This is a genomic window from Streptomyces sp. NPDC091280, assembly GCF_044768565.1.
GTDB lineage: Bacteria > Actinomycetota > Actinomycetes > Streptomycetales > Streptomycetaceae > Streptomyces.
In genome coordinates, this window is sequence record NZ_JBIVUZ010000013.1 from 100,548 (window position 1) to 121,186 (window position 20,639).

Consider the following 20,639-nt stretch of genomic DNA (forward strand, 5'->3'; position numbering starts at 1 on the left):
CGGCCGACCGCCACTGCGGGGGCCTCAGGCCGGGGTCCCTGCCTCCAGCACCGCGTAGTCGGCGAAGCTGCGGCGGTAGCGGGTGTGGCGGGTCTCCTGGGTGTGACGGCGCTGCCACTCCTCGACGTCCGCCGGGTCGGCCCGGGGCCCCGAACCGGCTCCGCAGTCGGCCTCGTCCCCCGAGACGCAACGCGCCTCGTACTCCGGTTCCGCCGCCGGGTCCTGCGTGATCGCGTACGGCACGAACCGGAAGATCCGCCGGTGCCGGATGTCGTGGTCCCGGTGCTGGTGCCGGCGCAGCAGCACGTTCGCGTCGGTCTCGGCGGTTCCGTCGCCACGGGTACGGGCCTCGTGCCGGAGTGCGGCCAGCTCGGCGCAGGCGGCACAGTCGGGGACGGGCGCGGGTGGCGTCCCGATGTCGTACGGCACGGAATTCCCTTCGCCGGAGCGGGAGTTGGCCGCCTTCACGCTGGCGCTCAGCCGTTCCTCCCGGGTCGCCGGGCGGATCGACCCGGGGTCGGTCTCCCACTCCCGGCCGCCGCCGACCGGGCGCAGCATCGCGTAGGGGCCCGCCTTGCCCCGGTACTCACCTACTTTGTTCGTACGGGAGTCGTGCACGAGCGTTCCTTGTTCGATCTGCTTCGGGTTTGGCTCAACCATGTTCGCTCCGGGGCCACTTGATCACTCTGGGTGTATAGAGAGTCGCGTGCGGGAACGGTGCGTATCAATGCTTGACGCGTGCCACTGGGCCATTGCCACGGAGGGGAGGCGGGTTCTGTGACCCAGCGAAATGCGGAGGCCACGGGCGGAGTCAGTAACGCGGTGCTGTTCGGCGACTTACTCCGCTTCTATCGCGAAGCCGAGTTGCTCACCCAGGAGGCGTTGGCCAGACAGATCCCTTGCGACCGTTCCCATGTGGCGAAGGTCGAGGCGGGGACGCGGGTCCCGCAGGAGTCGTTCGCGAAGAAGTGCGACGAAATCCTGGGTACGGGTGGGGCGTTGCTGCGGATGTGGCGCCAGATCGACTGGTATCCCGAGGTACAGCATCCGGACTGGTTCGAGCGCCGGGCGGAGATGGATGGGCGGGCCGTTGCGCTGCGGGAGTATCAAGACCAGGTCATCCCAGGCCTGTTGCAGACTCGGGGCTATGCGTATGCCCTGTTCGGCCGTAACCGCACGGACGTTGACGAGATCGAGTCGCGTGTCCGGGCTCGGTTGAGTCGTCAACCGCGCTTCCTGGCCGACGAGGGCCCGTTGTACGTCGCCGTTCTGGACGAGAGTTGTCTGCGCAACGCGGTGGGCAGTCCGGAGGTCATGCGGGACCAGTGCGCCCATCTACTGAGTGTCGGTCTGCGTCCCAACATCCGTATTCAGGTGGCTCCGGCAGGTCTCTTCGGACTCATCCGTCCCCGCAACTCGATGTCGTTGATCGAGTTGCCGGAGGGGCGGTGGGTGTACTCGGAGTCCCTGGACCGTGGGCACTTCAACAACGATCCGACCACCTTCGCGCGCCACAGCCAGACCTATGATGTGCTCAGGGCAGACATCCCGTCAGCCCGCGAATCCGCCGCTCTGATCAGCGACGTGATGGAGGGGTACGAGCACCATGGACAGGCACGACCTCAACGCGGCGACCTGGATCAAGAGCAGCTACAGCGGCGACAACGGCGGCAACTGCGTGGAAATCGCCCCCGGTTCCCCCGTCGTCGTGCCGGTGCGTGACAGCAAGGTCTCCGAAGGACCCGTGCTGCTCGTGACCCGCTCCGCCTGGTCCGCGTTCATGGACGCGCTGCGCTGACGTCCCCGCCGGACGTGTGTCACCCGTCGGCGAGGCGTTGGATGGTGGTGCTCAACCAGGCCTGGAGTTCGGCGGGTTCGCCGAGTTCGGCGCGGAGGATTCGGCGGCGGGTCGAGACGCCGAGCACGAACGCGTCGATCGCCGCCGCCCGGCTGCGGGCGTCCGCGTCGTCCAGGCCGCTGTCGCGCAGATAGCGGTGCAGCGGCTCCAGTGAGTTCGTGTCGAGGAAGGCGGCCAACGCCTCGGCCGCTTCAGGGCGTTCGCCGGACGCGCGTTGCAGGACCAGCAGCGGATCCTCCCCGGGCGCGCCGAACCAGCGCTGGACGATGCTCGCCGCGAGCCGCGACCCCAACGAGGAACGGTCGCCGTCGAAGGAGGCGGAGACCGGGATCTTCACCTGGGTCGCCGCCAGGAAAAGGCCGTCCTTGCCGCCGAAGTAGCGCGTGATGAGGTTCGGCGACACCTCGGCCGCGTCGGCCACACCTTTGACCGTGATGGCCGTAAACCCGTACTGGGCGAACTGTCGTTGTGCGTGCTCCAGGATGCGCTGCCTCGTGGCGGCGGCGTTGCGCGATGTCATGTGTACAAGCATACACATCATGTGTACGGTGATACACATGATGAGCGACATACGGGAACGGCTCGGGCGGACGCGGCGGGTCACGACCCCGTGGAGTGACGACGGGACGCGCGGCATCCGCGGCACCCGCCTCGACGAACTGCTCGAACACTGGGCGAACGGCTACGACTGGAGCGCGCACGAGCGCCGTATCGAGGCCCTGCCCTGGGTGACGGTGCGGGCCGGTGGCACCGACCTGCGGGTGATCCACCAGCGGTCGGCGGACCCGGGCGCCCCGGTTGTCGTGCTGCTGCACGGCTGGCCGGACTCGGTGCTGCGGTTCGAGCGCGTCCTGCCGCTGCTCACGGACGCCCACGTGGTGGTTCCCGCGCTGCCGGGCTTCCCGTTCGCGGCCCCGCTCACCGCCCCCGGCATGTCGGCCGACCGGATCGCCGGGATCGTCGCGGACGCGCTCGACGAACTCGGTCACTCGCGCTACACGGTGTCCGGCGGCGACGTGGGCGGCACCGTCGCGGAACTCCTGGCGGCCCGACACCCCGACCGGGTGGCCGCCCTGCACCTCACGAACATCGCCCCGCAGCACGCGTTCACGGCGGACCCGGCGACGCTCGCGCCCGACGCGGCGGCCTATCTCGGCCGGGCGGCGCAGTGGTTCCGGGCCGAGGGCGGGTACATCGCCGAACAGTCGACGCGGCCCAACACGCTCGCCGTCGCCCTCGGCGACTCACCGGCCGGCCTCGCGGCATGGATCGTGGAGAAACTGGAGTCCTGGTCCGACGAGTCGGCCTTCACCCCGGACGAACTCCTCACCTGGGTCACCGCCTACTGGGTCACCGGCACGATCGGCACCTCTTTCGCCACCTACACCGAACCCGTCTCCCTCCCCGGACGGATCGACACACCGACCGTGCTCTCCGTGTTCCCGCACGACACCAAGCCGGAACCGCGCAGCTACGCCGAGGTGTTCCTGAACGTCCGCGACTACGTGGAACACCGCGCCGGCGGCCACTTCGCGGCCTGGGAACAGCCCGAGGCCTACGTCCGCGACGTACGCCGGGCGATCCGGCTCGGCGGCGGCTGAGACGGAGAGCCGCCGCTCGCGTCGCCGGTCCTACGCCTGCTGCTCCTGAGGCCCCTTCGGCCGCAGCGCCGCCCGCAGCACCACGTACAGCACCGCGCTCAGCACGAACCCGACGATCGGCGTGCTGTCGCCGAACGACGGCCAGTGCTTCGGGACGTAGCCGACGTAGTCCTCCTGGTTGGAGAAGAGCGGGACCGAGACCGCGATGCCGATCAACAGGGCCGCCAGGCCTGGCCAGTTGGTGAACTTGGGGTCGGTCAGGCGGGGGGACAGCTCGTCGGTGGGGATGCGGGACTGGTACCAGCGCTCCACCAGGACCACGCCCAGCCAGGGCGCCACCCAGTACGCGATGACCAGCAGGAACGCCTCGTACGCCGAGCCCGCGTCGGACAGGGACGCCCAGGCCGCCGCCGTACCGGCCACGCCCGAGACCACCACCAGGACGCTGCGGTTGAGCCACGCCGGGAGTTTCAGGCCGAGGGCGGTGAGGGAGATCGCGCCGGAGTAGACGTTGAGCGCGTTCGCGGAGATCGCGCCGAGGATGATCGCGATCAGCACCAAGTCGCCCAGCCAGGACGGGAGATGACCGGTGAAGGCGGCGGTCGGGGTCGCGTCCTTGGGGGCCAGCAGCGTCGCCGAGGCCGCGCCCATCACCGCCACGAACGTCACCGACACGAACAGGCCGAGCGCGGGGTACAGAACCGTCTTGAACTTGTCCGCCGTACGCGGGAGATAGCGCGCGTAGTCCGAGGCGTACGGGTTCCAGCCGGCCGCGTAGCCCCAGGCCGCGCTGAAGGCGAGCAGGAAGCCGCCCACGCCGCCGCCCGTGCCGCCCCCGCCGAGGTGCGCGTCCTTGAAGGTCCACACCCCGGCCAGCAGGAAGATCACCGCGAGTGCCGGGAACGCGTACTTCTCGAAGGTGTGCACGAAGTTGTGGCCGATGAACCCGATGAGGATCTCGGCGACGACCACCAGGAGGAGGGATGGGAGGGGACGTAGGCCCGTCAGGGTGTTCAGTGCGAAGGCCGCGCTCACGCTGTTCACCGCGAACCAACCGACGCCCGCCACCAGGCCGTTGGCCGCCGACGGAATGATGTTGCCGCGGAAGCCGAAGGAGAAGCGGCCGATCACCATCTGCGGGACGCCGAAGCGCGGGCCGTCCAGCGACAGGAAGCCCTGGGTGATCGCGCCGAGGCCGGTGCCCAGGACGATCGCCGCGGTCGCCTGCCAGAAGCTCAGGCCGAAGAAGAGGACCGAGATCACGCCGATGTAGACGGTCGCGAACTCGATGTTCGGGGACGCCCAGGTCCAGAGCAACTGGAGCGGGCTGCCGTGCCGTTCGGCGTCGGGGATGGGCTCGGCGCCCGCCGTCTCGACGGCGATGACCTTGTCACCGTAGGCGGGGGCGAGGGTGCCGGTGGAGTCGGCGGGAGCAGTCGTCATGCGAGGTAAGTGTCCGGTTCCGGCCGGTCCGGGCCCAGAGGCGCGATGTCCGTACCGGGCCGCCCACCTGCGTACAACCTGCACGTACCGCTCGCTGCTCGCCGCTCGCTACTCGGTCTTGGGGTCCGGCTTGGGGTCGTCCTTGTTCAGCGACTTCAGGAACTCGGGGTTGTCGTCCGGCGCGACCCACCGGCCCGGCGCGGCCGTCGCCCCGGCCGGGTCGCGCCGCGGCCTGCCCGCGATCAGCCAGGCGACCGGGCCCACCAGGACCTCACCGAAGAGCAGGATCACGAACACCCACGCCAGCTTCGGCATGCCCCGCACATCCTCCTCGGGCGTGTTCAGGCAGTCCACGAAGGCGTAGATCCACAGAGCCAGGACCAGCAGGAACGGCAGATACCTGAGCATGGCGGCGAGATTCTCCAGAGAGGTGAGACGGCCCCGGTGACGGGGTCAGGTTAGCGGGTGGCCGATACTTGGACACATGGCTTACGACGATCTTCGCTCCCTGCTCAGGGCACTGGAACGCGAGGGAGACCTCAAGCGCATCAAGGCCGAGGTGGACCCGTACCTGGAGGTCGGGGAGATCGTCGACCGGGTCCAGAAGGCCGGCGGGCCCGCGCTTCTCTTCGAGAACGTGAAGGGGTCCTCGATGCCCCTCGCCATGAACGTCTTCGGGACCGACCGGCGACTGCTGAAGGCGCTCGGGCTGAAGTCGTACGGCGACATCTCCGACAAGATCGGCGGACTGCTGCGGCCCGAGCTGCCGCAGGGGTTCGTGGGGGTGCGGGACGCCTTCGGGAAGCTCGGGTCGATGACCCACGTACCGCCGAAGAAGGTCAAGGACGCGCCGGTGCAGGAGGTCGTGCTGCACGGCGACGACGTCGATCTCGACGCGCTGCCCGCGCTGTTCACCTGGCCGCAGGACGGCGGGTCCTTCTTCAACCTCGGGCTCACGCACACCAAGGACCCGGAGAGCGGCATCCGCAACCTCGGGCTCTACCGGCTCCAGCGGCACGACAAGCGCACCATCGGCATGCACTGGCAGATCCACAAGGACAGCCGCAACCACTACCAGGTCGCCGCCCGGCGCGGGGAGCGGCTGCCGGTCGCCATCGCCTTCGGCTGCCCGCCCGCCGTGACCTACGCCTCGACGGCCCCCCTCCCCGGTGACATCGACGAGTACCTGTTCGCCGGGTTCATCGCGGGCAGGCGGATCGAGATGGTCGACTGCAAGACCGTGCCGTTGCAGGTGCCCGCGCAGGCCGAGGTCGTCATCGAGGGGTGGCTGGAGCCCGGCGAGATGCTGCCGGAAGGGCCGTTCGGCGACCACACCGGGTTCTACACCCCGCAGGAACCCTTCCCCGCCCTCACCATCGACTGCGTCACGATGCGGAAGCGGCCGTTGCTCCAGTCGATCGTCGTGGGCCGGCCCCCGACGGAGGACGGACCGCTGGGGCGGGCCACCGAGCGCTTCTTCCTCCCCCTCCTGAAGATCATCGTGCCGGACATCGTGGACTACCACCTGCCCGAGGCGGGCGGATTCCACAACTGCGCGATCGTGTCGATCGACAAGAAGTACCCGAAGCACGCGCAGAAGGTGATGCACGCGGTCTGGGGTGCGCACATGATGTCCCTGACCAAGCTGATCGTGGTCGTCGACTCCGACTGCGACGTCCACGATCTGCACGAGGTCGCGTGGCGGGCTCTCGGCAACACGGACTACGCCCGCGACCTCTCGGTCGTGGAAGGACCCGTCGACCATCTCGACCACGCCTCCTACCAGCAGTTCTGGGGCGGCAAGGCGGGTATCGACGCGACGAGGAAGTGGCCCGAGGAGGGCTACACACGGGACGGCGGCTGGCCCGAGATGGTGCTGTCGGACCCGGAGACGGCGGCGAAGGTCGACCGCCGGTGGAAGGAGTACGGACTTTCGTGAGCAGCGCATCAGCCGCGATCCCGCAGCCGGGGCGCACCAAGGCGTTCCTACGTCTCGTCATGATCGAGCACTCCGTCTTCGCCCTGCCCTTCGCCTACATCGCGGCGCTGACCGCGATGTTCGAGCTGGACAAGAACATCCACTGGGGGCGGCTGCTCCTGGTGACGATCTGCATGGTCGGTCTGCGGACCTTCGCGATGGCCGTCAACCGGATCATCGACCGCGAGATCGACGCCCGTAACCCGCGCACCGCGCACCGCGAGCTGGTGACCGGCGCGATGACGGTCAAGCACGCGTGGACCGGCGCGCTCGTCGCCCTCGTCGTGTTCCTGGGCTCGGCGGCCCTGCTGAACCCGCTCTGCCTGGCGCTCGCCCCCATCGCGGTGATCCCGATGGTGGTCTACCCCTACGGCAAGCGGTTCACGAACTTCCCGCAGGCCATCCTCGGTCTCGCCCAGGCCATGGGCCCGGTCGGCGGCTGGCTGGCGATCACCGGCGAGTGGTCCTGGGACGCGGTGATCCTCGGTCTCGCCGTCGGCATCTGGATCGGCGGCTTCGACCTGATCTACGCCTGCCAGGACATCGAGACCGACCGCGAGACCGGCGTCATGTCGGTCCCGGCCCGCTTCGGCGTCCCGGCGTCCATCTGGGGCGCCCGCGTCTGCCACACGATCACCACGGCCCTCCTCGCCTGGTACGGCGCGACGACCGGCGCGGGCGCGTTCTACTGGTTCGGCCTCCTGATCGTCGCGGGCGCGTTCGTGTACGAGCACTCGATCGTCCGCCCGCACGATCTGTCCCGCCTGAACAGGGCATTCTTCAGCGTCAACGGGTTCATCGGGATCGCCCTGTTCGTGTGCGCGCTGCTGGATCTGCTGGTTCGGGGGCTGACCGTGTGAGTAGCGTGCGGCTTACCATCGAGAGCAGGACCCCCAGGGAGGCCAGTGTGACCGTCTCGGGCATCGACCGCCTGCACTCGCAGCTCAGCAAGCTGGAGGGCATGTTCCCCGGCTATCTGACGGAGATTGTCGAGGGCAGCATCGTGATGAATCCGGTCAGGGCGTTCCACGGACGGACCATTCAGCGTCTGTGGGCGGTCGTTGAGGACCAACTGCCGCCGGGCTGGGCCGTGGTGAGCGATGTGGCGTTTCCCTTCGACGACGCCAACGAGTTCTGTCCCGACCTCGCTGTCATTCCCGCCGAGGCGGAGGCCGAGAACCTGAGTGCTTACCCGTTCGACCTGATCGAGTTCGTCGCCGAGGTCGTGTCCCCGGAAAGCATTCGCCGCGACTACGAAATCAAGGCCCAGTGGTACGCCTCCAGAGGCATCGCCAACTACCTGGTCCTCGACCCTCTCCAGGGCCACGCCGTCACGATGTGGAACCCCGGCCCGGACGGCTACCGGGGCCGCGACACCGTCCCCTACGGTCCCGAGGTCACCGTCGATTCCCCGCTGGGCAGGCTGAAGATCCCCACCGCGCACCTTCCGGTCGACCCGAAGGCCCGTCCTCAGGCCTGAAGCGTCGGCCGGCGTTGTGCGGGGCGCCGGAACACGAACGCCGCCCCCACCCCCGCCACCAGCCCCACCAGATGCCCCTGCCAGCTGACCCCCGACTGGGTGGGGGCCAGGCCGAGCAGGATCGACGTGCCCCAGATCGCGCCGATCAGCAGGCCGACCGCTATGCCCAGTGGGCGGCGCTCGACGAAGCCGGTCAGCAGGAGGAAGCCGAAGAGGCCGAAGATCAGGCCGGAGGCGCCCGCGGTGTTGGTGTGGGCCGGGGATATCAGCCAGACGCCGAGCCCGTCCGCGACGATGATCAGCGCGCACACCGCGGCGAACCGCCGGATCCCGCCCAGCGCGGCGAGGAAACCGAACACCAGCAGCGGCACACTGTTCGCCGCCACATGGGCGAAGCCGAAGTGGATGAACGCGGCCGGCACGATGTCGATCAGCTGGGACGGCTCGCGCGGCACGATCCCGAGGCTGTCGAGCGCGTGGCCGGACACCACGTCCACCACTTCGAGCAGCCACAACAGCGCGATCCAGCCCACCATCAGCTTGGCCGCGGCCTTCGCGCGGTCGCCCTGCGACCACTCCGAGCCCGTACCGGACATGGCACCCCCCACGGTCCACTCGTCCCCACAGAAGAACGCCCCGGCCCCCTTGACCGGTTCCCGTTCCGGGACGCCAGCTAGGCTCGGTCCCGTGAACCCAGTCAAGCCAGGAGAGACGCCGCGTACGCCTTGGATCGTAGGGGTGTCCGGCGCTTCCGGCACCCCATACGCGGCTGCGGTGCTCCGCGGGCTCCTCGACGCGGGCGAGAGTGTCGACCTCGTCGTGTCCCGGGCGTCCCGGCTCACCCTGCTGGACGAGACGGGGATCTCGTTCAGGGACGCGCACTGGCAGGACGACCTGCGCGAATGGCTGGCCCGCGGCGCCGACGGCAAGCCCGGCACCTTCGAGCCCGCCATCGACACCGACGCCGTACGGCACTGGAGCGCGGGCGACCTCGCGGCGGGGCCGTCCTCGGGGTCGTATCCCGCGAAGGGCATGCTGATCGTGCCCGCGTCGACCGCCTGTGTCGCCGGGGTCGCCCTCGGGCTGAGCAAGGACCTGCTCCAGCGCGCGGCGAGCGTGACCCTCAAGGAGCGCCGCAGGCTGGTGGTGTCCGTACGCGAGACCCCGTTGAACGGGCAGACGCTGCGCCACCTCGTGACCCTGGACGACCTGGGCGCGGCCGTGGTGCCGGCCTCGCCCGGTTTCTACGCCGGCGCCACCCACATCCAGGACCTGGTGGACTTCGTCGCCGGGCGGGTCCTGGACGCGGCGGGCGTCGAGCACGATCTGTACCGCCGGTGGAAGGGCGACCTCGGGGGTTCCCGCCCCACCGGCGACTGACGTAGGGCACCCGCGAATTCGTCGTCGTCTCATCACTCGGCATCACTCGTCATCACTTGGCACTACTCGTCATCACTCGTCATCACCGGAAGGCAATCGATCGCATGGACGCGGTGGACAGGCAGCTCATCCAGGCCCTGAGAGAGAACGGCCGGGCCTCCTACGCGGAGCTGGGGCGCCTCGTCGGCCTGTCGGGACCCAGCGTCACCGACCGCATCAACCGGCTGGAGGCGGCCGGTGTCATCACCGGCTACCGCGCGACCGTCGACTCGGCCTCCCTCGGCCTCGGCGTGATCGCCCTGATCGGCATCTCCCTGTCGGACGCCGCCGACCACGAGGACGTGGCGGCCCGGCTGAAGGACCTCAGCGAGATCGAGGACTGCTGGTTCATCGCGGGCGAGGACTCGTTCATGCTCAAGGTGCGGGCACCGGACGTGGACGGGCTGGAGAAGACCATCCGGCGGCTGTCCGGGACCAAGGGCGTCTCCCGTACCCGTACGACGATCGTGCTCTCCACGAAGTGGGAGAACCGGGTCGGGGAGCTGCCGGAAGAGGCGTAGGGGGTTGGGCGTACCGTTGACGGAGTCTGTCGTAGGAAGAGGTAAGGGCATGGATGTCGGGCTCAAGCGCGAGCTGGAGCAGAAGGTCCGCTCCGGTGAGCGGCTGTCCCGCGAGGACGGCGTCGCGCTGTACGAGTCGGACGACCTGGCCTGGCTGGGCGGGCTGGCGCACGAGGTGCGGACGCGGAAGAACGGCGATGTCGTCCACTTCAACGTCAACCGCCACCTGAACATGACGAACGTGTGCACCGCGTCCTGCGCCTACTGCTCGTTCCAGCGCAAGCCGGGCGAGAAGGACGCGTACACGATGCGCATCGAGGAGGCCGTCCGCCTCGCCAAGGCGATGGAGGGCGAGAACCTCACCGAGCTGCACATCGTCAACGGCCTGCACCCGAACCTCCCCTGGCGCTACTACCCGCGGTCGCTGAGCGAGCTGAAGAAGGCGCTGCCGGACGTCTCGCTGAAGGCGTTCACGGCCACGGAGATCCACCACTTCGAGACGATCTCGGGGCTGAGCGCGAGCGACATCCTCGACGAGCTGATCGAGGCCGGGCTCGAATCGCTCACCGGCGGTGGCGCGGAGATCTTCGACTGGGAGGTCCGGCAGCACATCGTGGACCACCGCACGCACTGGGAGGACTGGTCGCGCATCCACCGGCTGGCGCACGAGAAGGGTCTGAAGACCCCGTGCACCATGCTGTACGGCCACATCGAGGAGCCGCGCCACCGCGTGGACCACGTGCTGCGACTGCGTGAACTCCAGGACGAGACCGGCGGGTTCCAGGTCTTCATCCCGCTGCGCTACCAGCACGACTTCGTGGACATGAAGGACGGCAAGGTCCGCAACCGCCTCCAGGCGCGCACGCAGATGGCCACCGGCGCGGAGGCCCTCAAGACCTTCGCGGTCTCGCGGCTGCTCTTCGACAACGTCCCGCACGTCAAGGTCTTCTGGGTCATGCACGGCGTCCAGACCGCCCAACTCGCCCTCCAGCACGGCGCGGACGACATGGACGGCTCGGTCGTCGAGTACAAGATCACGCACGACGCCGACAACTACGGGACCCCGAACAAGCTCACCCGCGACGACCTCCTCGACCTGATCCGGGACGCCGGTTTCCGGCCGGTCGAGCGGAACACGCGCTACGAGATCATCCGCGAGTACGACGGCCCGGACCCGGCGCGGCGCGAGTCCCCGCAGCCGATGCGAGTGTGAGAACGGAACGATGGCGCTCACTTTCGAACTCGATCCCGCGACGACCCCTGCCCTGCGCGAGGAGATCCTCGCCCTGTGGGCGGACGTGTCGAACGCGGGCGGCTCGGTCGGCTTCGTCGCGCCGGTCACGGCGGACGAGATACGGCCCGAGCTGATCAAGCACTTCGTCGCGATGGCGGAGGGCCGCACCCGGCTGCTGGTCGGCCGGGACGAGACGGGCACGGTCGCCGCGACCGTGTTCCTCGCCTTCAACACCCACCGGCTGATGCGGCACTGGCTGTGGCTCTACACGGTGATGGTCCACCCCCGCCACCAGGGCCAGGGCTACGGACGGGACCTGCTGGCCGCCGCCGAACAGGCGGCCCGCGGTATCGACGGTATCGAGGCGATCCGCCTCACCTGCCGGGGCGGCCACGGCCTGGAACGGTTCTACGGCTCCTGCGGCTACAAGGAGGTCGGCCGGGTGCCCGGCGCGATCCGGGTCGCGCCGGGGGACGACCGGGACGACATCTTCATGCTGCTGCCCCTGCTGTGACCCCCTTGCAAGATCCGTGCGGCACCGTGCTTCACTGATGGATGCCCTTGTCCCGAATCGGAAGAGTGGATTGAGATGTTCCGCTACACCCTGTGGCGCCTCGGAGTCTTCGCGGGCTGCCTCGGCGTCGTCTGGGGCCTCGTCTATCTCGGCGTCTTCCCGCGCGGCTTCGGTGAGTCCAACGGCATGTGGATCGTCCTGCTGGCGCTGGTGATCTCGGCGCCGATCAGCTTCGTGGTGCTGCGCGGGGTGCGCGACCAGGCCTCGGTGCAGATCGTCGAGCGGGTCGACCGGATGAAGGCCAACCTGGACGCCAACCGCAGCCAGGAGGACGAGACCGTCGACGCCGCCCAGCCCACGCCCCACCCGCAGGGCCAGACTTCCTGACACCTGGGGTCGAACTACCCTTGCCCCCATGGGTGCCGTGAAGACCAAACGGATGCCGCGCGCGGTCCGTGAGCAGCAGATGCTCGACGCCGCCGTGCGGACCTTCGGACAGCGCGGCTACATGGCCGCGTCGATGGACGAGATAGCCGAACTGGCGGGCGTGTCCAAGCCGTTGGTGTATCTCTACCTGAACTCGAAGGAAGACCTGTTCACCGCGTGCATCCGGCGCGAGGGGCACGCGCTCACCGAGGCGGTGCGGGCCGGGGTCGACACCCGTTCGCCCGCCGACCGCCAACTCTGGGACGGACTGCGGGCGTTCTTCACCCACACCGCCCAGCACCCGGACGGCTGGTCCGTCCTGCATCTCCAGGCCCGCACCCACGGTGAGCCCTTCGCGGCCGAGGTGGCCGCGCTGCGCGCCGAACTCGTCGCGTTCGTCACCGAGTTGATCGCCATCACGGCCCGCGAGGCGCACCGCGACCGCGACCCCGACCTCGCCGAGCGCGAGGTGGCCGGTCTCGCGGAGGCGCTGGTCGGTGCCGCCGAGTCGCTCGCCGCCTGGTCCAACGCGACCGAGGGCGTCACCGCCCGGCAGACGGCGGCGACCCTGATGAACTTCGCCTGGGCGGGCCTGGGCAACCTGGTGGAGGGGCGCCCCTGGTCCCCGCCGGCCGGCCCCGAGGACCGGCCGTAGGCCCGTTCCCGGCCCGCCTCAGACGGCTCCCCACTTGCGCAGTGTCGGTGCGACCCGCTGGTAGCCCACCCGGTACACCGCCTTGGCGCCGCGCCGGGCCACTCCCCGTACGGCTCGCTTGACCCGGCCCGAACCGCCCGCGCCCAGCGGGGTGTCGAGCGGGCGGCCCTTCTCGTCGAAGCCGTTGCGGGTCAGCAGGCCGCTCAGGTAGATGCCGGCGCGTTCGGGGGTGTAGTAGGGGCGCAGCGTCGGCAGCGGTCCCGCGGCGCGCAGCGCGGCCACCCGGGTGCGGGCGGCGGCGTAGGGGTCGCTCTTGCCGATGCCCTGCGCGTCGGCCCAGGCGGGGTCGGGCAACGGCAGGGCGCCCGCGTCGAGTTCGTCCCAGGAGGCCAGGCAGCCGGAGTGGATGAAGTAGTGGTTGCCGTGCGCCTCGCGGACGCCGAAGTCGGTGAGGATCGCGGTGGGGATGCCCCGCTGCATCGACTCCAGCGCGGCGGTGGAGCTGACGGTGACCAGGAGGTCGGTGCGGTCGAGGACCTCGCCCATGTTGCCGTAGACCAACTGGAGGTTGGCGGGGGCGGGTTCGGCGAGGCTCTGGACGAGGAGCTGGTAGGGGTCGGCCTCGACGTGGGTGGTGTGTTCGCCGGGGAGGCTGCGCAGCTTCATCAGGACCTGGCGGTCGGGGTGGCGCCGGGCGTGCGCGGCGGCCCGCTCCAGGAGCCGCAGCCGGTCCTGCTTGCTCTTGGGGACGGAGGGCTGGACGGCGAAGGTGAGGGTGAACGGCCGCTCGGTGGACGGCCGGTAGGGCTCGCCGCCGAGGAAGGGCAGCGCGCACTCCACGACCGAGTCCGGGTCGACGCCGACGCTCGCGAACGCGGCGCCGAACCGGTGCGCGTCGTAGGTGGAGTTGGCGAGGACGATGTCGCTGCCGCCGCGGGTGAGCAGGCCGTCGACCATCTTCTCGTAGACGACGCCGACGTAGCCGGTGACGGTGATCGGCCGGTGCTCGCGGCCGGCCCAGGCGAGGCCGAGGCTGTGGGTGAGGGCGAGGACCGTGCCGCCGGAGACGGCCATGACGACGATGTCGGCGTCGGCCAGTTCCGCGTCGTCGACCAGTTCGGCGGCGGGGAGTTCGCGCCGGCTGTCGGGCTCGATGCCGATCTCGGCGAGCTGCCGCTCGGTCGGGGTCGACCGGCCGCGCAGGAAGTACGCGTCGAGGGCGTGCCCGGGGGCGATCTGCTGTGCCACGGATGCGCCCCACTTCCAGCGGGTGTCCGAGTCGGCGAGTACGGCGATGCGTCTGGGCGGCATGGCTCAGGGGCCCTTCCTGGCGGGTCCGGCGAAGTGAGGCGAGGGTAAGAAGGAACCCTGAGGAACGTATGAGCGATGTCTTGAAAGTGCCTTGGGTGAGCTGGGGTTTTCCTGTGCGGAATCCTCAAGGGCCCTTTGTTCGCCTGGGATTTCGCGAGAGACCGCAAAGAACTGGACGTTTTTTGTTCGCCCAGTGTTCATTCGGGTTCAGGCAACGGCCGGACGCGCGAACCCCTCCACGTGGATCCGGCCGGTCGCGTCCCGCAGGGCGAAGCGGTCGTCGAGCGCCGCGTACTCGACGGTGCCCGGCAACAGTACGGGTGCCCTGAACTCGGCCCGGACCAGCGCGCGTTCGGGGGTCCCGTGGGCGGCCAGGCAGCGGGCCGCCGTCCACATGCCGTGCGCGATGGCGCGCGGGAAGCCGAACAGGCGGGCGGTGAGCGGGTAGAGGTGGATGGGGTTGCGGTCGCCGGACGCGGCGCCGTAGCGCCGGCCCACGTCCTCGCCGAGCCGCCACTCGGCGACGGTGGGCAGCGGGCTCGGCTCCTCGGTGGGCCTGGGTGTGCGGTCCTCGGTGCGGTGCCGGGCGAGATAGGTGCTCCGTGACTCCCAGACGAGGGCGTCCCCGGTCCGCATCTCGGTGCTGACCGTCGCCTGCGTGCCGCGCCGGTGCGGTGCCAACTCGTCGACGTAGACCGTGAGTTCGTACTCCCCGGTGGCGGGTGTCGCCGTGTGCCGGGTGATCTCGACCGAGGTGTGGACCAGGCCGAGCAGCGGCAGCGGGAAGGCCCGGCGGCTCATCAGGCGCATGGCCAGCGGGAAGCCGAGGACGTGCGGATAGGTGACGGGCAGGGCGTCGTCGCCGGTCGGGAAGCCGCAGACCCGCTCGTAGGCGGCCAGCCGGCCCAGGTCCACGCGGACACCGGGCAGCACGAGCCGGGTGCGGGGGAACTCGGCGTCGGCGCGGGGCCGCTTGAAGGGGGAGAGGAGGGCACCGCGGAGCAGGAGCGGGGTGAGCGCGGGGGTCTCGGTGAGCGGCGGATAGGGGTCGGCCATGTCCCACTCCCGGGTCGTGTCCTGGGCGGCTCTTTTCGGCTTACTTCGGAGTAAGGTTACCGCAGGTAAGTCCAAGTGGGGCGAGCCGGACGACCCATGGCGGATGCATGGGCGACGCACCGGCCGCACCTGGCGGGCGCATGGCCGACAAAGCCCTGCGAACCCGCCGAGGTTGCACAGGCCCGGCTCCGTACCACCCCCGAACCCGCACAAAGTCCCCACGAGGGGCCCGTACGATCTTCGACCTGACCCGAGGTAACACCCGGCCGTGGGTCTGGATGAACACCTCGGTACGCGCCATGCGTACCTAATGCAGCAGAGCGGTACAAGCTGCGCGCCTCAGGAGCTGCCATGTCCCTCGCGTACCCGTCCGGCTACGACTACGACGGCGTGCCCGTACTCGTCGAGCCCGAGATACGACGGCTGGACGGCGTCGTGCGCGAGGTCTCCGTACCGCCGCTGGTGCCGCCGGCCACCCACGGCTCGCTCGCCGACGTGCCGTTCGAGAACGCGGCGGCGGCCCCCGACCACCTGGTCCTCAGCAGGCAGGCGGAGGACGGGAGTTGGGTGGACGTCACGGCCGCCGAGTTCGCCGAGCAGGTGCAGGCCGTCGCCAAGGGACTGATCGCCGAGGGCCTCGCGCCGGGCGACCGGATCGCGGTCATGGCGCGCACCTCGTACGAGTGGACCCTCCTCGACTTCGCCGCGTGGGCGGCCGGTCTGGTCACCGTCCCCATCTACCCGACCTCCTCCCTCTTCCAGATCCGCTGGATCCTCCAGGACACCGGCGCGGTGGCGATGGCCGCCGAGACCGTCGCACAGGCCTCCTCGCTCGGCCCGGAGACACCCCGGCTGCCCGACCTGCGCCACATGTGGGTCTTCGAGAAGGGCCACCTGGACCGGCTGGCCGAACTGGGCCGGACCGTCCCGGACCAGGAAGTCGCCGTACGCCGCGGGGTGTTGCTGCCCGACACGCTCGCCACCGTCATCTACACCTCGGGCACCACCGGCCGCCCCCGGGGCTGCGCGATCACCCACGGCAACTTCCTCGCCGAGGTCGACAACGCGATCGAACTCCTCTACGGAGTCTTCAAGAACAAGCAGAACGAGGAACCCTCCACCCTCCTCTTCCTGCCCTACTCCCATGTCTTCGGCCGGATGGTCGCGGTCGCCTGCATCCGCGCCCGGGTCCGCCTCGGCCACGCCGCGAGCCTCAAGTCCGAGGACCTGCTCGCGGACCTGGCGAGCTTCCAGCCCACCTTCCTCCTCGCCATCCCGTACATGCTGGAGAAGGTCTTCAACAACGCCCGCGCCAAGGCCGAGAGGGGCGGCCGGAGCAAGGTCTTCGACCGCGCCACCAACGTGGCCTGCCGCTACGGCGAGGCACTGGAGGCCCGCCAGTCCGGCAAGGGCTCGGGCCCCAGCGGCCCGCTGAAGACGGCCCGCGCCTTCTACGACCCGCTCGTCTACCGCAAGATCCGCAACGCCCTGGGCGGCAAGCTCCGTTACGTCATCTGCGGCGGCTCCCCGCTGGGCCGCCGTCTCGCCGCGTTCTACGCCGGCGCGGGCATCGAGATCTTCGAGGGCTACGGCCTCACCGAGACCACCGCGGCGGCCACCTGCACGCCACCCCTCAAACCCCGGCTGGGGACGGTGGGTTGGCCGATGCCCGGCACCAAGGTCCGGATCGCCTCAGACGGCGAGATCCTGCTCGCCGGCGCCCAGGTCTTCCGGGGCTACTGGGACCCGCACGGCGAAGGGGTCGCCCCCGCCTCCCAGGACGGCTGGCTCGCCACCGGCGACATCGGCCACCTCGACGACGACGGCTATCTGACCATCACCGGCCGCAAGAAGGAGATCCTGATCACCGCCGGCGGCAAGAACGTCGCCCCGGCCCCGCTGGAGAACTGGCTGCGCTCCCACCCGCTGATCGCCCAGTGCATCGTCGTCGGCGACCGCCGCCCCTATGTCGCCGCCCTCATCACCCTCGACCTCGAAGGCATCACCCACTGGCGCCAGATGAACGGCAAACACCCGGTCCCCGCCGAACTCCTGGTCCAGGACGAGGAGTTGAGATCGGTCCTGCAACGCGCCGTCGACGACGCCAACAAGCTCGTCTCCCGCCCCGAGTCCATCCGCCGCTTCAGCGTCCTCCCGGTGGACTTCACCGAGGCGGCCGGCCATCTGACACCCTCGATGAAGCTGCGGCGCGAGGTCGTGATGCGGGACTTCGCGAAGGATGTCGAGGCGCTGTACGCGAACTAAGCGCCGTTCGGGGCGATTTGGCGTATTGGTGCAGGCCTGGTTATTGACTTCACAAGACCCCCGCGCGACATTCCCAGCCCCTTTCCCCGTCGGGCTGGAGCGGCCATGACCCCGAACACCGACGCACATGCGGAACTCCCGCGCAGAAGAAGCGTGTTGGCCGGTGGTGCGGTCGCCGCGCTCGCCGTCGCCGGAGTCCCCTCCTCGGCCCGCGCGGCCGACCTTCCCCTCCTCGGCACCTACGACGTCGTGGTGATCGGGTCGGGAGCCGCCGGGATGACCGCCGCGCTGACCGCCGCCCAGCAGGGCCTCAGCTGTGTCGTGGTCGAGAAGGCGCCGACCTTCGGAGGCTCGGCCGCCCGCTCGGGGGCCGGGATCTGGATCCCCAACAACCCGGTGATCCTCGCCGCCGGAGTCCCCGACACCCCCGCCAAAGCGGCCACCTACCTCGCCGCGGTCGTCGGCACCGACGTCTCCGCCGACCGCCAGCAGTCCTTCCTCGCCCACGGCCCCGCCATGATCTCCTTCGTCATGGCCAACAGCCCGCTGCGCTTCCGCTGGATGGAGGGCTACAGCGACTACTACCCGGAGCTGCCGGGCGGTCTCCCGGGCGGCCGTTCCATCGAACCCGACCAGCTCGACGGCAACATCCTCGGCGCCGAACTCGCCCACCTCAACCCGCCGTACCTCGCCGTCCCGGCCGGCATGGTCGTCTTCAGCGCCGACTACAAATGGCTCGACCTGGCCGCCGTGAACGCCAAGGGCGCCGCCGTGGCGACCGCGTGCCTGGCCCGCGGCACACAGGCGGCCCTGCTCGGACAGAAGCCGCTCACCATGGGACAGTCCCTCGCCGCCGGACTGCGCGCCGGACTCCAGTCCGCGCAGGTGCCCGTATGGCTCAACACCCCTTTGACGGACCTGTACACGGAGGGCGGCGCGGTCACCGGAGCCGTCGTCACCCGCGACGGAACCGCCGGACTGGTCCGGGCCCGGCGCGGGGTCGTGGTCGGCTCCGGCGGCTTCGAGCACAACGCGGCCATGCGCGCCCAGTACCAGCGCGGGCCCATCGGCACGGACTGGACGGTCGGCGCGAAGGAGAACACCGGCGACGGCATCCTGGCCGGCCAGCGGGCGGGCGCCGCGCTCGCGCTGATGGACGACGCCTGGTGGGGACCGGCCATCCCGCTCCCCGCCGACCCGTACTTCTGCCTCGCCGAACGCACCCTCCCCGGCGGCCTGTTGATCAACCAGGCCGGTGCCCGCTTCGTCAACGAGGCCGCCCCCTACAGCGACGTCGTCCACACGATGTACGACCGCGATCCCACCGCCCCCGACATCCCGGCCTGGCTGATCGTCGACCAGAACTACCGCAACCGCTACCTCTTCCGGGACATCCTGCCGACGCTCCCCTTCCCCGACGCCTGGTACAGCTCGGGCGCGGCGTACAAGGCGTGGACCTGGGACGCCCTGGCCTCCTCGATCGGCGTCCCGGCGGCAGCCCTCCGCGCCACCGTCACCCGCTTCAACTCCCTTGCGGCGAGCGGCAAGGACACCGACTTCGGACGCGGCGACAGCGCCTACGACCACTACTACACGGACCCCGCGATCCTCCCCAACTCCTGCCTCGCCCCGCTCTGGCTGCCCCCGTACTACGCCCTCCGCATCGTCCCCGGCGACCTCGGCACCAAGGGCGGCATGCGCACGGACGCACGGGCGCGGGTGCTGCGGGCGGACGGTTCGGTGATCCCCGGCCTGTACGCGGCGGGCAACGCGAGCGCGGCGGTGATGGGCCACAGCTACGCGGGCGCGGGCTCGACGATCGGCCCCGCGATGACGTTCGGGTATGTGGCGGCGCTGGATCTGGCGGGGGCGCTGTAGGGGGCGCGGCGCCACGGGCACGGCCAGGTCATCAACCGGTCAAGGGATGACCAGGCCGTGCCCAAGCGGCCGTATGCATTGCGCATGCAACGGGCCCACAGGGCGGACATAGCCGGATTTGCCTCCTCGGCCGGTCGCTACTGTGATGGCGCGAACACGCATCACAGCGCATCACAGCGCATCACGGGGAAGAGGAGACGGCGGTGGGGGAGCCGAACCGTTCACGCCTTCTTGAGTACGCGCAGGACCCGACGACACCGGCCGCGCCCGAGCCACGCCGTTCCAGCCTGCTCGACTACGCGGAGGCGACCCCGCCCCCGGACCCGACGACAGCGGGGCGGCCGGGACCGCGACCGGGGGTTCCGCCGTACGAGACACCCGTCTTCGTGCCGGCCCATCCTCGGTACGTCGACACGACGTACGACGACGGGCGGCCGGTCCGCGTGCCGTTCATCGCGTACGAACTCTTCGCGCACCCCACCGACGCGAACGGGACCGCGGCCTTCGCCTTCACCACCCTGGAGAAGCTGGTCGGCGCGCTCGGCGAGGCCCAGCCGTGGGTCGCCACCTCCCTCGGCCCGCTGGCCGAAGGCGTCGCCGAACAGGGAGTCACCGTGCTGCTCGACCCCCGGGTGACCCCCGGGCAACCCAACTGGCGACCGGCCGATCTGGCCGCCTACGCGCGGGAGGTGCGCTGATGTCGGCCGACTTCAAAGCGGTCATGAGCGACCTGACCTCGATGGCCACGACGTTCCACGACCAGGCCACGGACTACCGGAAGCTGCGCGACCAGGTGTCCCCGCCCGTGGTGAGCGGCGGGGACTCCGGCCTCGACCACGCCATCAAGGAGGTCGCCGACCTCATCGTCGCCCTCCACATCGGCTTCGCCGACCGGCTGGACGACCGGGGCGACAAGGTCGCGTACGCCCGCGACTCCTTCCACCGGCACGACGTCGACGTCCACGGCGTGTTCGAAGACCTGATGGCGGGATGAGGAGCC

23 protein-coding genes are annotated in these 20,639 nt (G+C 70.1%); 16 read left to right on the forward strand and 7 right to left on the reverse strand.

Features of this window, described 5'->3' with window-relative positions; translation table 11 throughout:
* Positions 1-24 precede the first annotated feature (24 nt).
* Positions 25-660 (reverse strand): hypothetical protein, encoded by a 636-nt coding sequence (locus tag ACIQPR_RS35000; protein WP_403656706.1) that lies wholly within the window; start codon positions 658-660, stop codon positions 25-27.
* A gap of 117 nt (positions 661-777) precedes the next feature.
* Here ACIQPR_RS35000 and ACIQPR_RS35005 point away from each other — a divergent pair, with 117 nt between their 5' ends.
* Positions 778-1,722, forward strand: coding sequence for a Scr1 family TA system antitoxin-like transcriptional regulator (locus tag ACIQPR_RS35005; protein ID WP_403656709.1), 945 nt, complete (start codon positions 778-780; stop codon positions 1,720-1,722).
* The gene (locus ACIQPR_RS35010) at positions 1,679-1,798 is read left to right on the forward strand and encodes a DUF397 domain-containing protein (RefSeq protein ID WP_403656712.1); all 120 of its coding nucleotides are present in this window, start codon (positions 1,679-1,681) and stop codon (positions 1,796-1,798) included. Before ACIQPR_RS35005 ends, ACIQPR_RS35010 begins: the two co-directional genes overlap by 44 nt.
* A gap of 19 nt (positions 1,799-1,817) precedes the next feature.
* On the opposite strand, the gene ACIQPR_RS35015 is transcribed toward ACIQPR_RS35010, so the two are convergent.
* Entirely contained in the window at positions 1,818-2,378 is a 561-nt protein-coding gene (locus tag ACIQPR_RS35015) for a TetR/AcrR family transcriptional regulator (RefSeq protein WP_403656715.1), read from the reverse strand.
* 37 nt (positions 2,379-2,415) lie between these two features.
* Between ACIQPR_RS35015 and ACIQPR_RS35020 the strand changes: the two genes are divergently transcribed.
* Positions 2,416-3,459, forward strand: coding sequence for an epoxide hydrolase family protein (locus ACIQPR_RS35020; RefSeq protein WP_403656718.1), 1,044 nt, complete (start codon positions 2,416-2,418; stop codon positions 3,457-3,459).
* Positions 3,460-3,489: 30 nt separating this feature from the next.
* Here the strand turns inward: ACIQPR_RS35020 and ACIQPR_RS35025 are convergent, their stop codons facing one another.
* Positions 3,490-4,902: a purine-cytosine permease family protein gene (locus ACIQPR_RS35025; protein WP_403656721.1), complete on the reverse strand. Its 1,413-nt coding sequence runs from the start codon at positions 4,900-4,902 to the stop codon at positions 3,490-3,492.
* Positions 4,903-5,010: 108 nt separating this feature from the next.
* Positions 5,011-5,310, reverse strand: coding sequence for a PLD nuclease N-terminal domain-containing protein (locus ACIQPR_RS35030; RefSeq protein ID WP_403656724.1), 300 nt, complete (start codon positions 5,308-5,310; stop codon positions 5,011-5,013).
* Positions 5,311-5,386: 76 nt separating this feature from the next.
* Here ACIQPR_RS35030 and ACIQPR_RS35035 point away from each other — a divergent pair, with 76 nt between their 5' ends.
* From ACIQPR_RS35035 to ACIQPR_RS35045, 3 genes are read left to right on the forward strand one after another with little or no spacing between them, the layout of a single operon-like run.
* Positions 5,387-6,841: a menaquinone biosynthesis decarboxylase gene (locus ACIQPR_RS35035; RefSeq protein WP_403656727.1), complete on the forward strand. Its 1,455-nt coding sequence runs from the start codon at positions 5,387-5,389 to the stop codon at positions 6,839-6,841.
* The gene (gene mqnP / locus ACIQPR_RS35040; RefSeq protein ID WP_403656730.1) at positions 6,838-7,740 is read left to right on the forward strand and encodes a menaquinone biosynthesis prenyltransferase MqnP; all 903 of its coding nucleotides are present in this window, start codon (positions 6,838-6,840) and stop codon (positions 7,738-7,740) included. The genes ACIQPR_RS35035 and mqnP overlap by 4 nt, the downstream gene beginning before the upstream one ends.
* A 47-nt stretch (positions 7,741-7,787) precedes the next feature.
* A complete protein-coding gene (locus tag ACIQPR_RS35045) occupies positions 7,788-8,360 on the forward strand; it encodes a Uma2 family endonuclease (RefSeq protein WP_403656733.1) in 573 nt (190 codons plus the stop codon).
* Here the strand turns inward: ACIQPR_RS35045 and ACIQPR_RS35050 are convergent.
* Positions 8,351-8,956, reverse strand: coding sequence for a rhomboid family intramembrane serine protease (locus ACIQPR_RS35050; protein ID WP_403656736.1), 606 nt, complete (start codon positions 8,954-8,956; stop codon positions 8,351-8,353). The genes ACIQPR_RS35045 and ACIQPR_RS35050 overlap by 10 nt on opposite strands.
* A gap of 91 nt (positions 8,957-9,047) precedes the next feature.
* Between ACIQPR_RS35050 and ACIQPR_RS35055 the strand changes: the two genes are divergently transcribed.
* The 6 genes from ACIQPR_RS35055 to ACIQPR_RS35080 all read left to right on the forward strand — a co-directional run bounded on the left by ACIQPR_RS35055 (position 9,048) and on the right by ACIQPR_RS35080 (position 13,129).
* Positions 9,048-9,740 carry a UbiX family flavin prenyltransferase gene (locus ACIQPR_RS35055; protein ID WP_403656739.1) on the forward strand — a complete coding sequence of 231 codons (693 nt, stop codon included), beginning with the start codon at positions 9,048-9,050 and terminating at the stop codon, positions 9,738-9,740.
* Positions 9,741-9,844: 104 nt separating this feature from the next.
* A complete protein-coding gene (locus ACIQPR_RS35060) occupies positions 9,845-10,300 on the forward strand; it encodes an Lrp/AsnC family transcriptional regulator (protein ID WP_262063773.1) in 456 nt (151 codons plus the stop codon).
* 49 nt (positions 10,301-10,349) lie between these two features.
* A complete protein-coding gene (gene mqnE / locus ACIQPR_RS35065) occupies positions 10,350-11,513 on the forward strand; it encodes an aminofutalosine synthase MqnE (RefSeq protein WP_403656743.1) in 1,164 nt (387 codons plus the stop codon).
* A gap of 10 nt (positions 11,514-11,523) precedes the next feature.
* The gene (locus ACIQPR_RS35070) at positions 11,524-12,048 is read left to right on the forward strand and encodes a GNAT family N-acetyltransferase (RefSeq protein WP_403656746.1); all 525 of its coding nucleotides are present in this window, start codon (positions 11,524-11,526) and stop codon (positions 12,046-12,048) included.
* Between the two features lie 75 nt (positions 12,049-12,123).
* Positions 12,124-12,435 (forward strand): DUF4229 domain-containing protein, encoded by a 312-nt coding sequence (locus ACIQPR_RS35075; RefSeq protein ID WP_403656749.1) that lies wholly within the window; start codon positions 12,124-12,126, stop codon positions 12,433-12,435.
* Between the two features lie 28 nt (positions 12,436-12,463).
* The gene (locus ACIQPR_RS35080) at positions 12,464-13,129 is read left to right on the forward strand and encodes a TetR/AcrR family transcriptional regulator (RefSeq protein WP_403656752.1); all 666 of its coding nucleotides are present in this window, start codon (positions 12,464-12,466) and stop codon (positions 13,127-13,129) included.
* 18 nt (positions 13,130-13,147) lie between these two features.
* Here the strand turns inward: ACIQPR_RS35080 and ACIQPR_RS35085 are convergent, their stop codons facing one another.
* Together ACIQPR_RS35085 and ACIQPR_RS35090 are read right to left on the reverse strand one after the other, a co-directional pair.
* Complete coding sequence (locus tag ACIQPR_RS35085; protein WP_403656755.1) at positions 13,148-14,440, reverse strand: DUF6716 putative glycosyltransferase; 1,293 nt, start codon at positions 14,438-14,440, stop codon at positions 13,148-13,150.
* Positions 14,441-14,647: 207 nt separating this feature from the next.
* Positions 14,648-15,496, reverse strand: a complete 849-nt coding sequence (locus ACIQPR_RS35090; protein ID WP_403656758.1) for a MaoC family dehydratase — start codon at positions 15,494-15,496, stop codon at positions 14,648-14,650.
* Positions 15,497-15,847: 351 nt separating this feature from the next.
* Between ACIQPR_RS35090 and ACIQPR_RS35095 the strand changes: the two genes are divergently transcribed.
* The 4 genes from ACIQPR_RS35095 (at position 15,848) to ACIQPR_RS35110 (ending at position 20,633) form a co-directional block, all read left to right on the forward strand.
* Positions 15,848-17,761 carry an AMP-dependent synthetase/ligase gene (locus ACIQPR_RS35095; RefSeq protein WP_403656761.1) on the forward strand — a complete coding sequence of 638 codons (1,914 nt, stop codon included), beginning with the start codon at positions 15,848-15,850 and terminating at the stop codon, positions 17,759-17,761.
* Positions 17,762-17,866: 105 nt separating this feature from the next.
* Positions 17,867-19,639: a 3-oxosteroid 1-dehydrogenase gene (kstD, locus tag ACIQPR_RS35100; protein ID WP_403656764.1), complete on the forward strand. Its 1,773-nt coding sequence runs from the start codon at positions 17,867-17,869 to the stop codon at positions 19,637-19,639.
* 203 nt (positions 19,640-19,842) lie between these two features.
* Positions 19,843-20,337 carry an SAV_915 family protein gene (locus tag ACIQPR_RS35105; RefSeq protein WP_403656767.1) on the forward strand — a complete coding sequence of 165 codons (495 nt, stop codon included), beginning with the start codon at positions 19,843-19,845 and terminating at the stop codon, positions 20,335-20,337.
* Positions 20,337-20,633, forward strand: coding sequence for a DUF6317 family protein (locus tag ACIQPR_RS35110; RefSeq protein ID WP_403656770.1), 297 nt, complete (start codon positions 20,337-20,339; stop codon positions 20,631-20,633). Before ACIQPR_RS35105 ends, ACIQPR_RS35110 begins: the two co-directional genes overlap by 1 nt.
* Positions 20,634-20,639: the final 6 nt, after the last annotated feature.

Coding starts and splice junctions, on each gene's coding strand:
- ACIQPR_RS35110 (WP_403656770.1), top strand. CDS start 20,337: ATGTCGGCCGACTTCAAAGCGGTCATGAGCGACCTGACCTCGATGGCC.
- ACIQPR_RS35020 (WP_403656718.1), top strand. CDS start 2,416: ATGATGAGCGACATACGGGAACGGCTCGGGCGGACGCGGCGGGTCACG.
- ACIQPR_RS35075 (WP_403656749.1), top strand. CDS start 12,124: ATGTTCCGCTACACCCTGTGGCGCCTCGGAGTCTTCGCGGGCTGCCTC.
- ACIQPR_RS35035 (WP_403656727.1), top strand. CDS start 5,387: ATGGCTTACGACGATCTTCGCTCCCTGCTCAGGGCACTGGAACGCGAG.
- ACIQPR_RS35080 (WP_403656752.1), top strand. CDS start 12,464: ATGGGTGCCGTGAAGACCAAACGGATGCCGCGCGCGGTCCGTGAGCAG.
- ACIQPR_RS35085 (WP_403656755.1), bottom strand. CDS start 14,440: ATGCCGCCCAGACGCATCGCCGTACTCGCCGACTCGGACACCCGCTGG.
- ACIQPR_RS35070 (WP_403656746.1), top strand. CDS start 11,524: ATGGCGCTCACTTTCGAACTCGATCCCGCGACGACCCCTGCCCTGCGC.
- ACIQPR_RS35000 (WP_403656706.1), bottom strand. CDS start 660: ATGGTTGAGCCAAACCCGAAGCAGATCGAACAAGGAACGCTCGTGCAC.
- ACIQPR_RS35015 (WP_403656715.1), bottom strand. CDS start 2,378: ATGACATCGCGCAACGCCGCCGCCACGAGGCAGCGCATCCTGGAGCAC.
- ACIQPR_RS35095 (WP_403656761.1), top strand. CDS start 15,848: ATGTCCCTCGCGTACCCGTCCGGCTACGACTACGACGGCGTGCCCGTA.
- ACIQPR_RS35050 (WP_403656736.1), bottom strand. CDS start 8,956: ATGTCCGGTACGGGCTCGGAGTGGTCGCAGGGCGACCGCGCGAAGGCC.
- mqnE (WP_403656743.1), top strand. CDS start 10,350: ATGGATGTCGGGCTCAAGCGCGAGCTGGAGCAGAAGGTCCGCTCCGGT.
- ACIQPR_RS35025 (WP_403656721.1), bottom strand. CDS start 4,902: ATGACGACTGCTCCCGCCGACTCCACCGGCACCCTCGCCCCCGCCTAC.
- kstD (WP_403656764.1), top strand. CDS start 17,867: ATGACCCCGAACACCGACGCACATGCGGAACTCCCGCGCAGAAGAAGC.
- ACIQPR_RS35060 (WP_262063773.1), top strand. CDS start 9,845: ATGGACGCGGTGGACAGGCAGCTCATCCAGGCCCTGAGAGAGAACGGC.
- ACIQPR_RS35030 (WP_403656724.1), bottom strand. CDS start 5,310: ATGCTCAGGTATCTGCCGTTCCTGCTGGTCCTGGCTCTGTGGATCTAC.
- ACIQPR_RS35090 (WP_403656758.1), bottom strand. CDS start 15,496: ATGGCCGACCCCTATCCGCCGCTCACCGAGACCCCCGCGCTCACCCCG.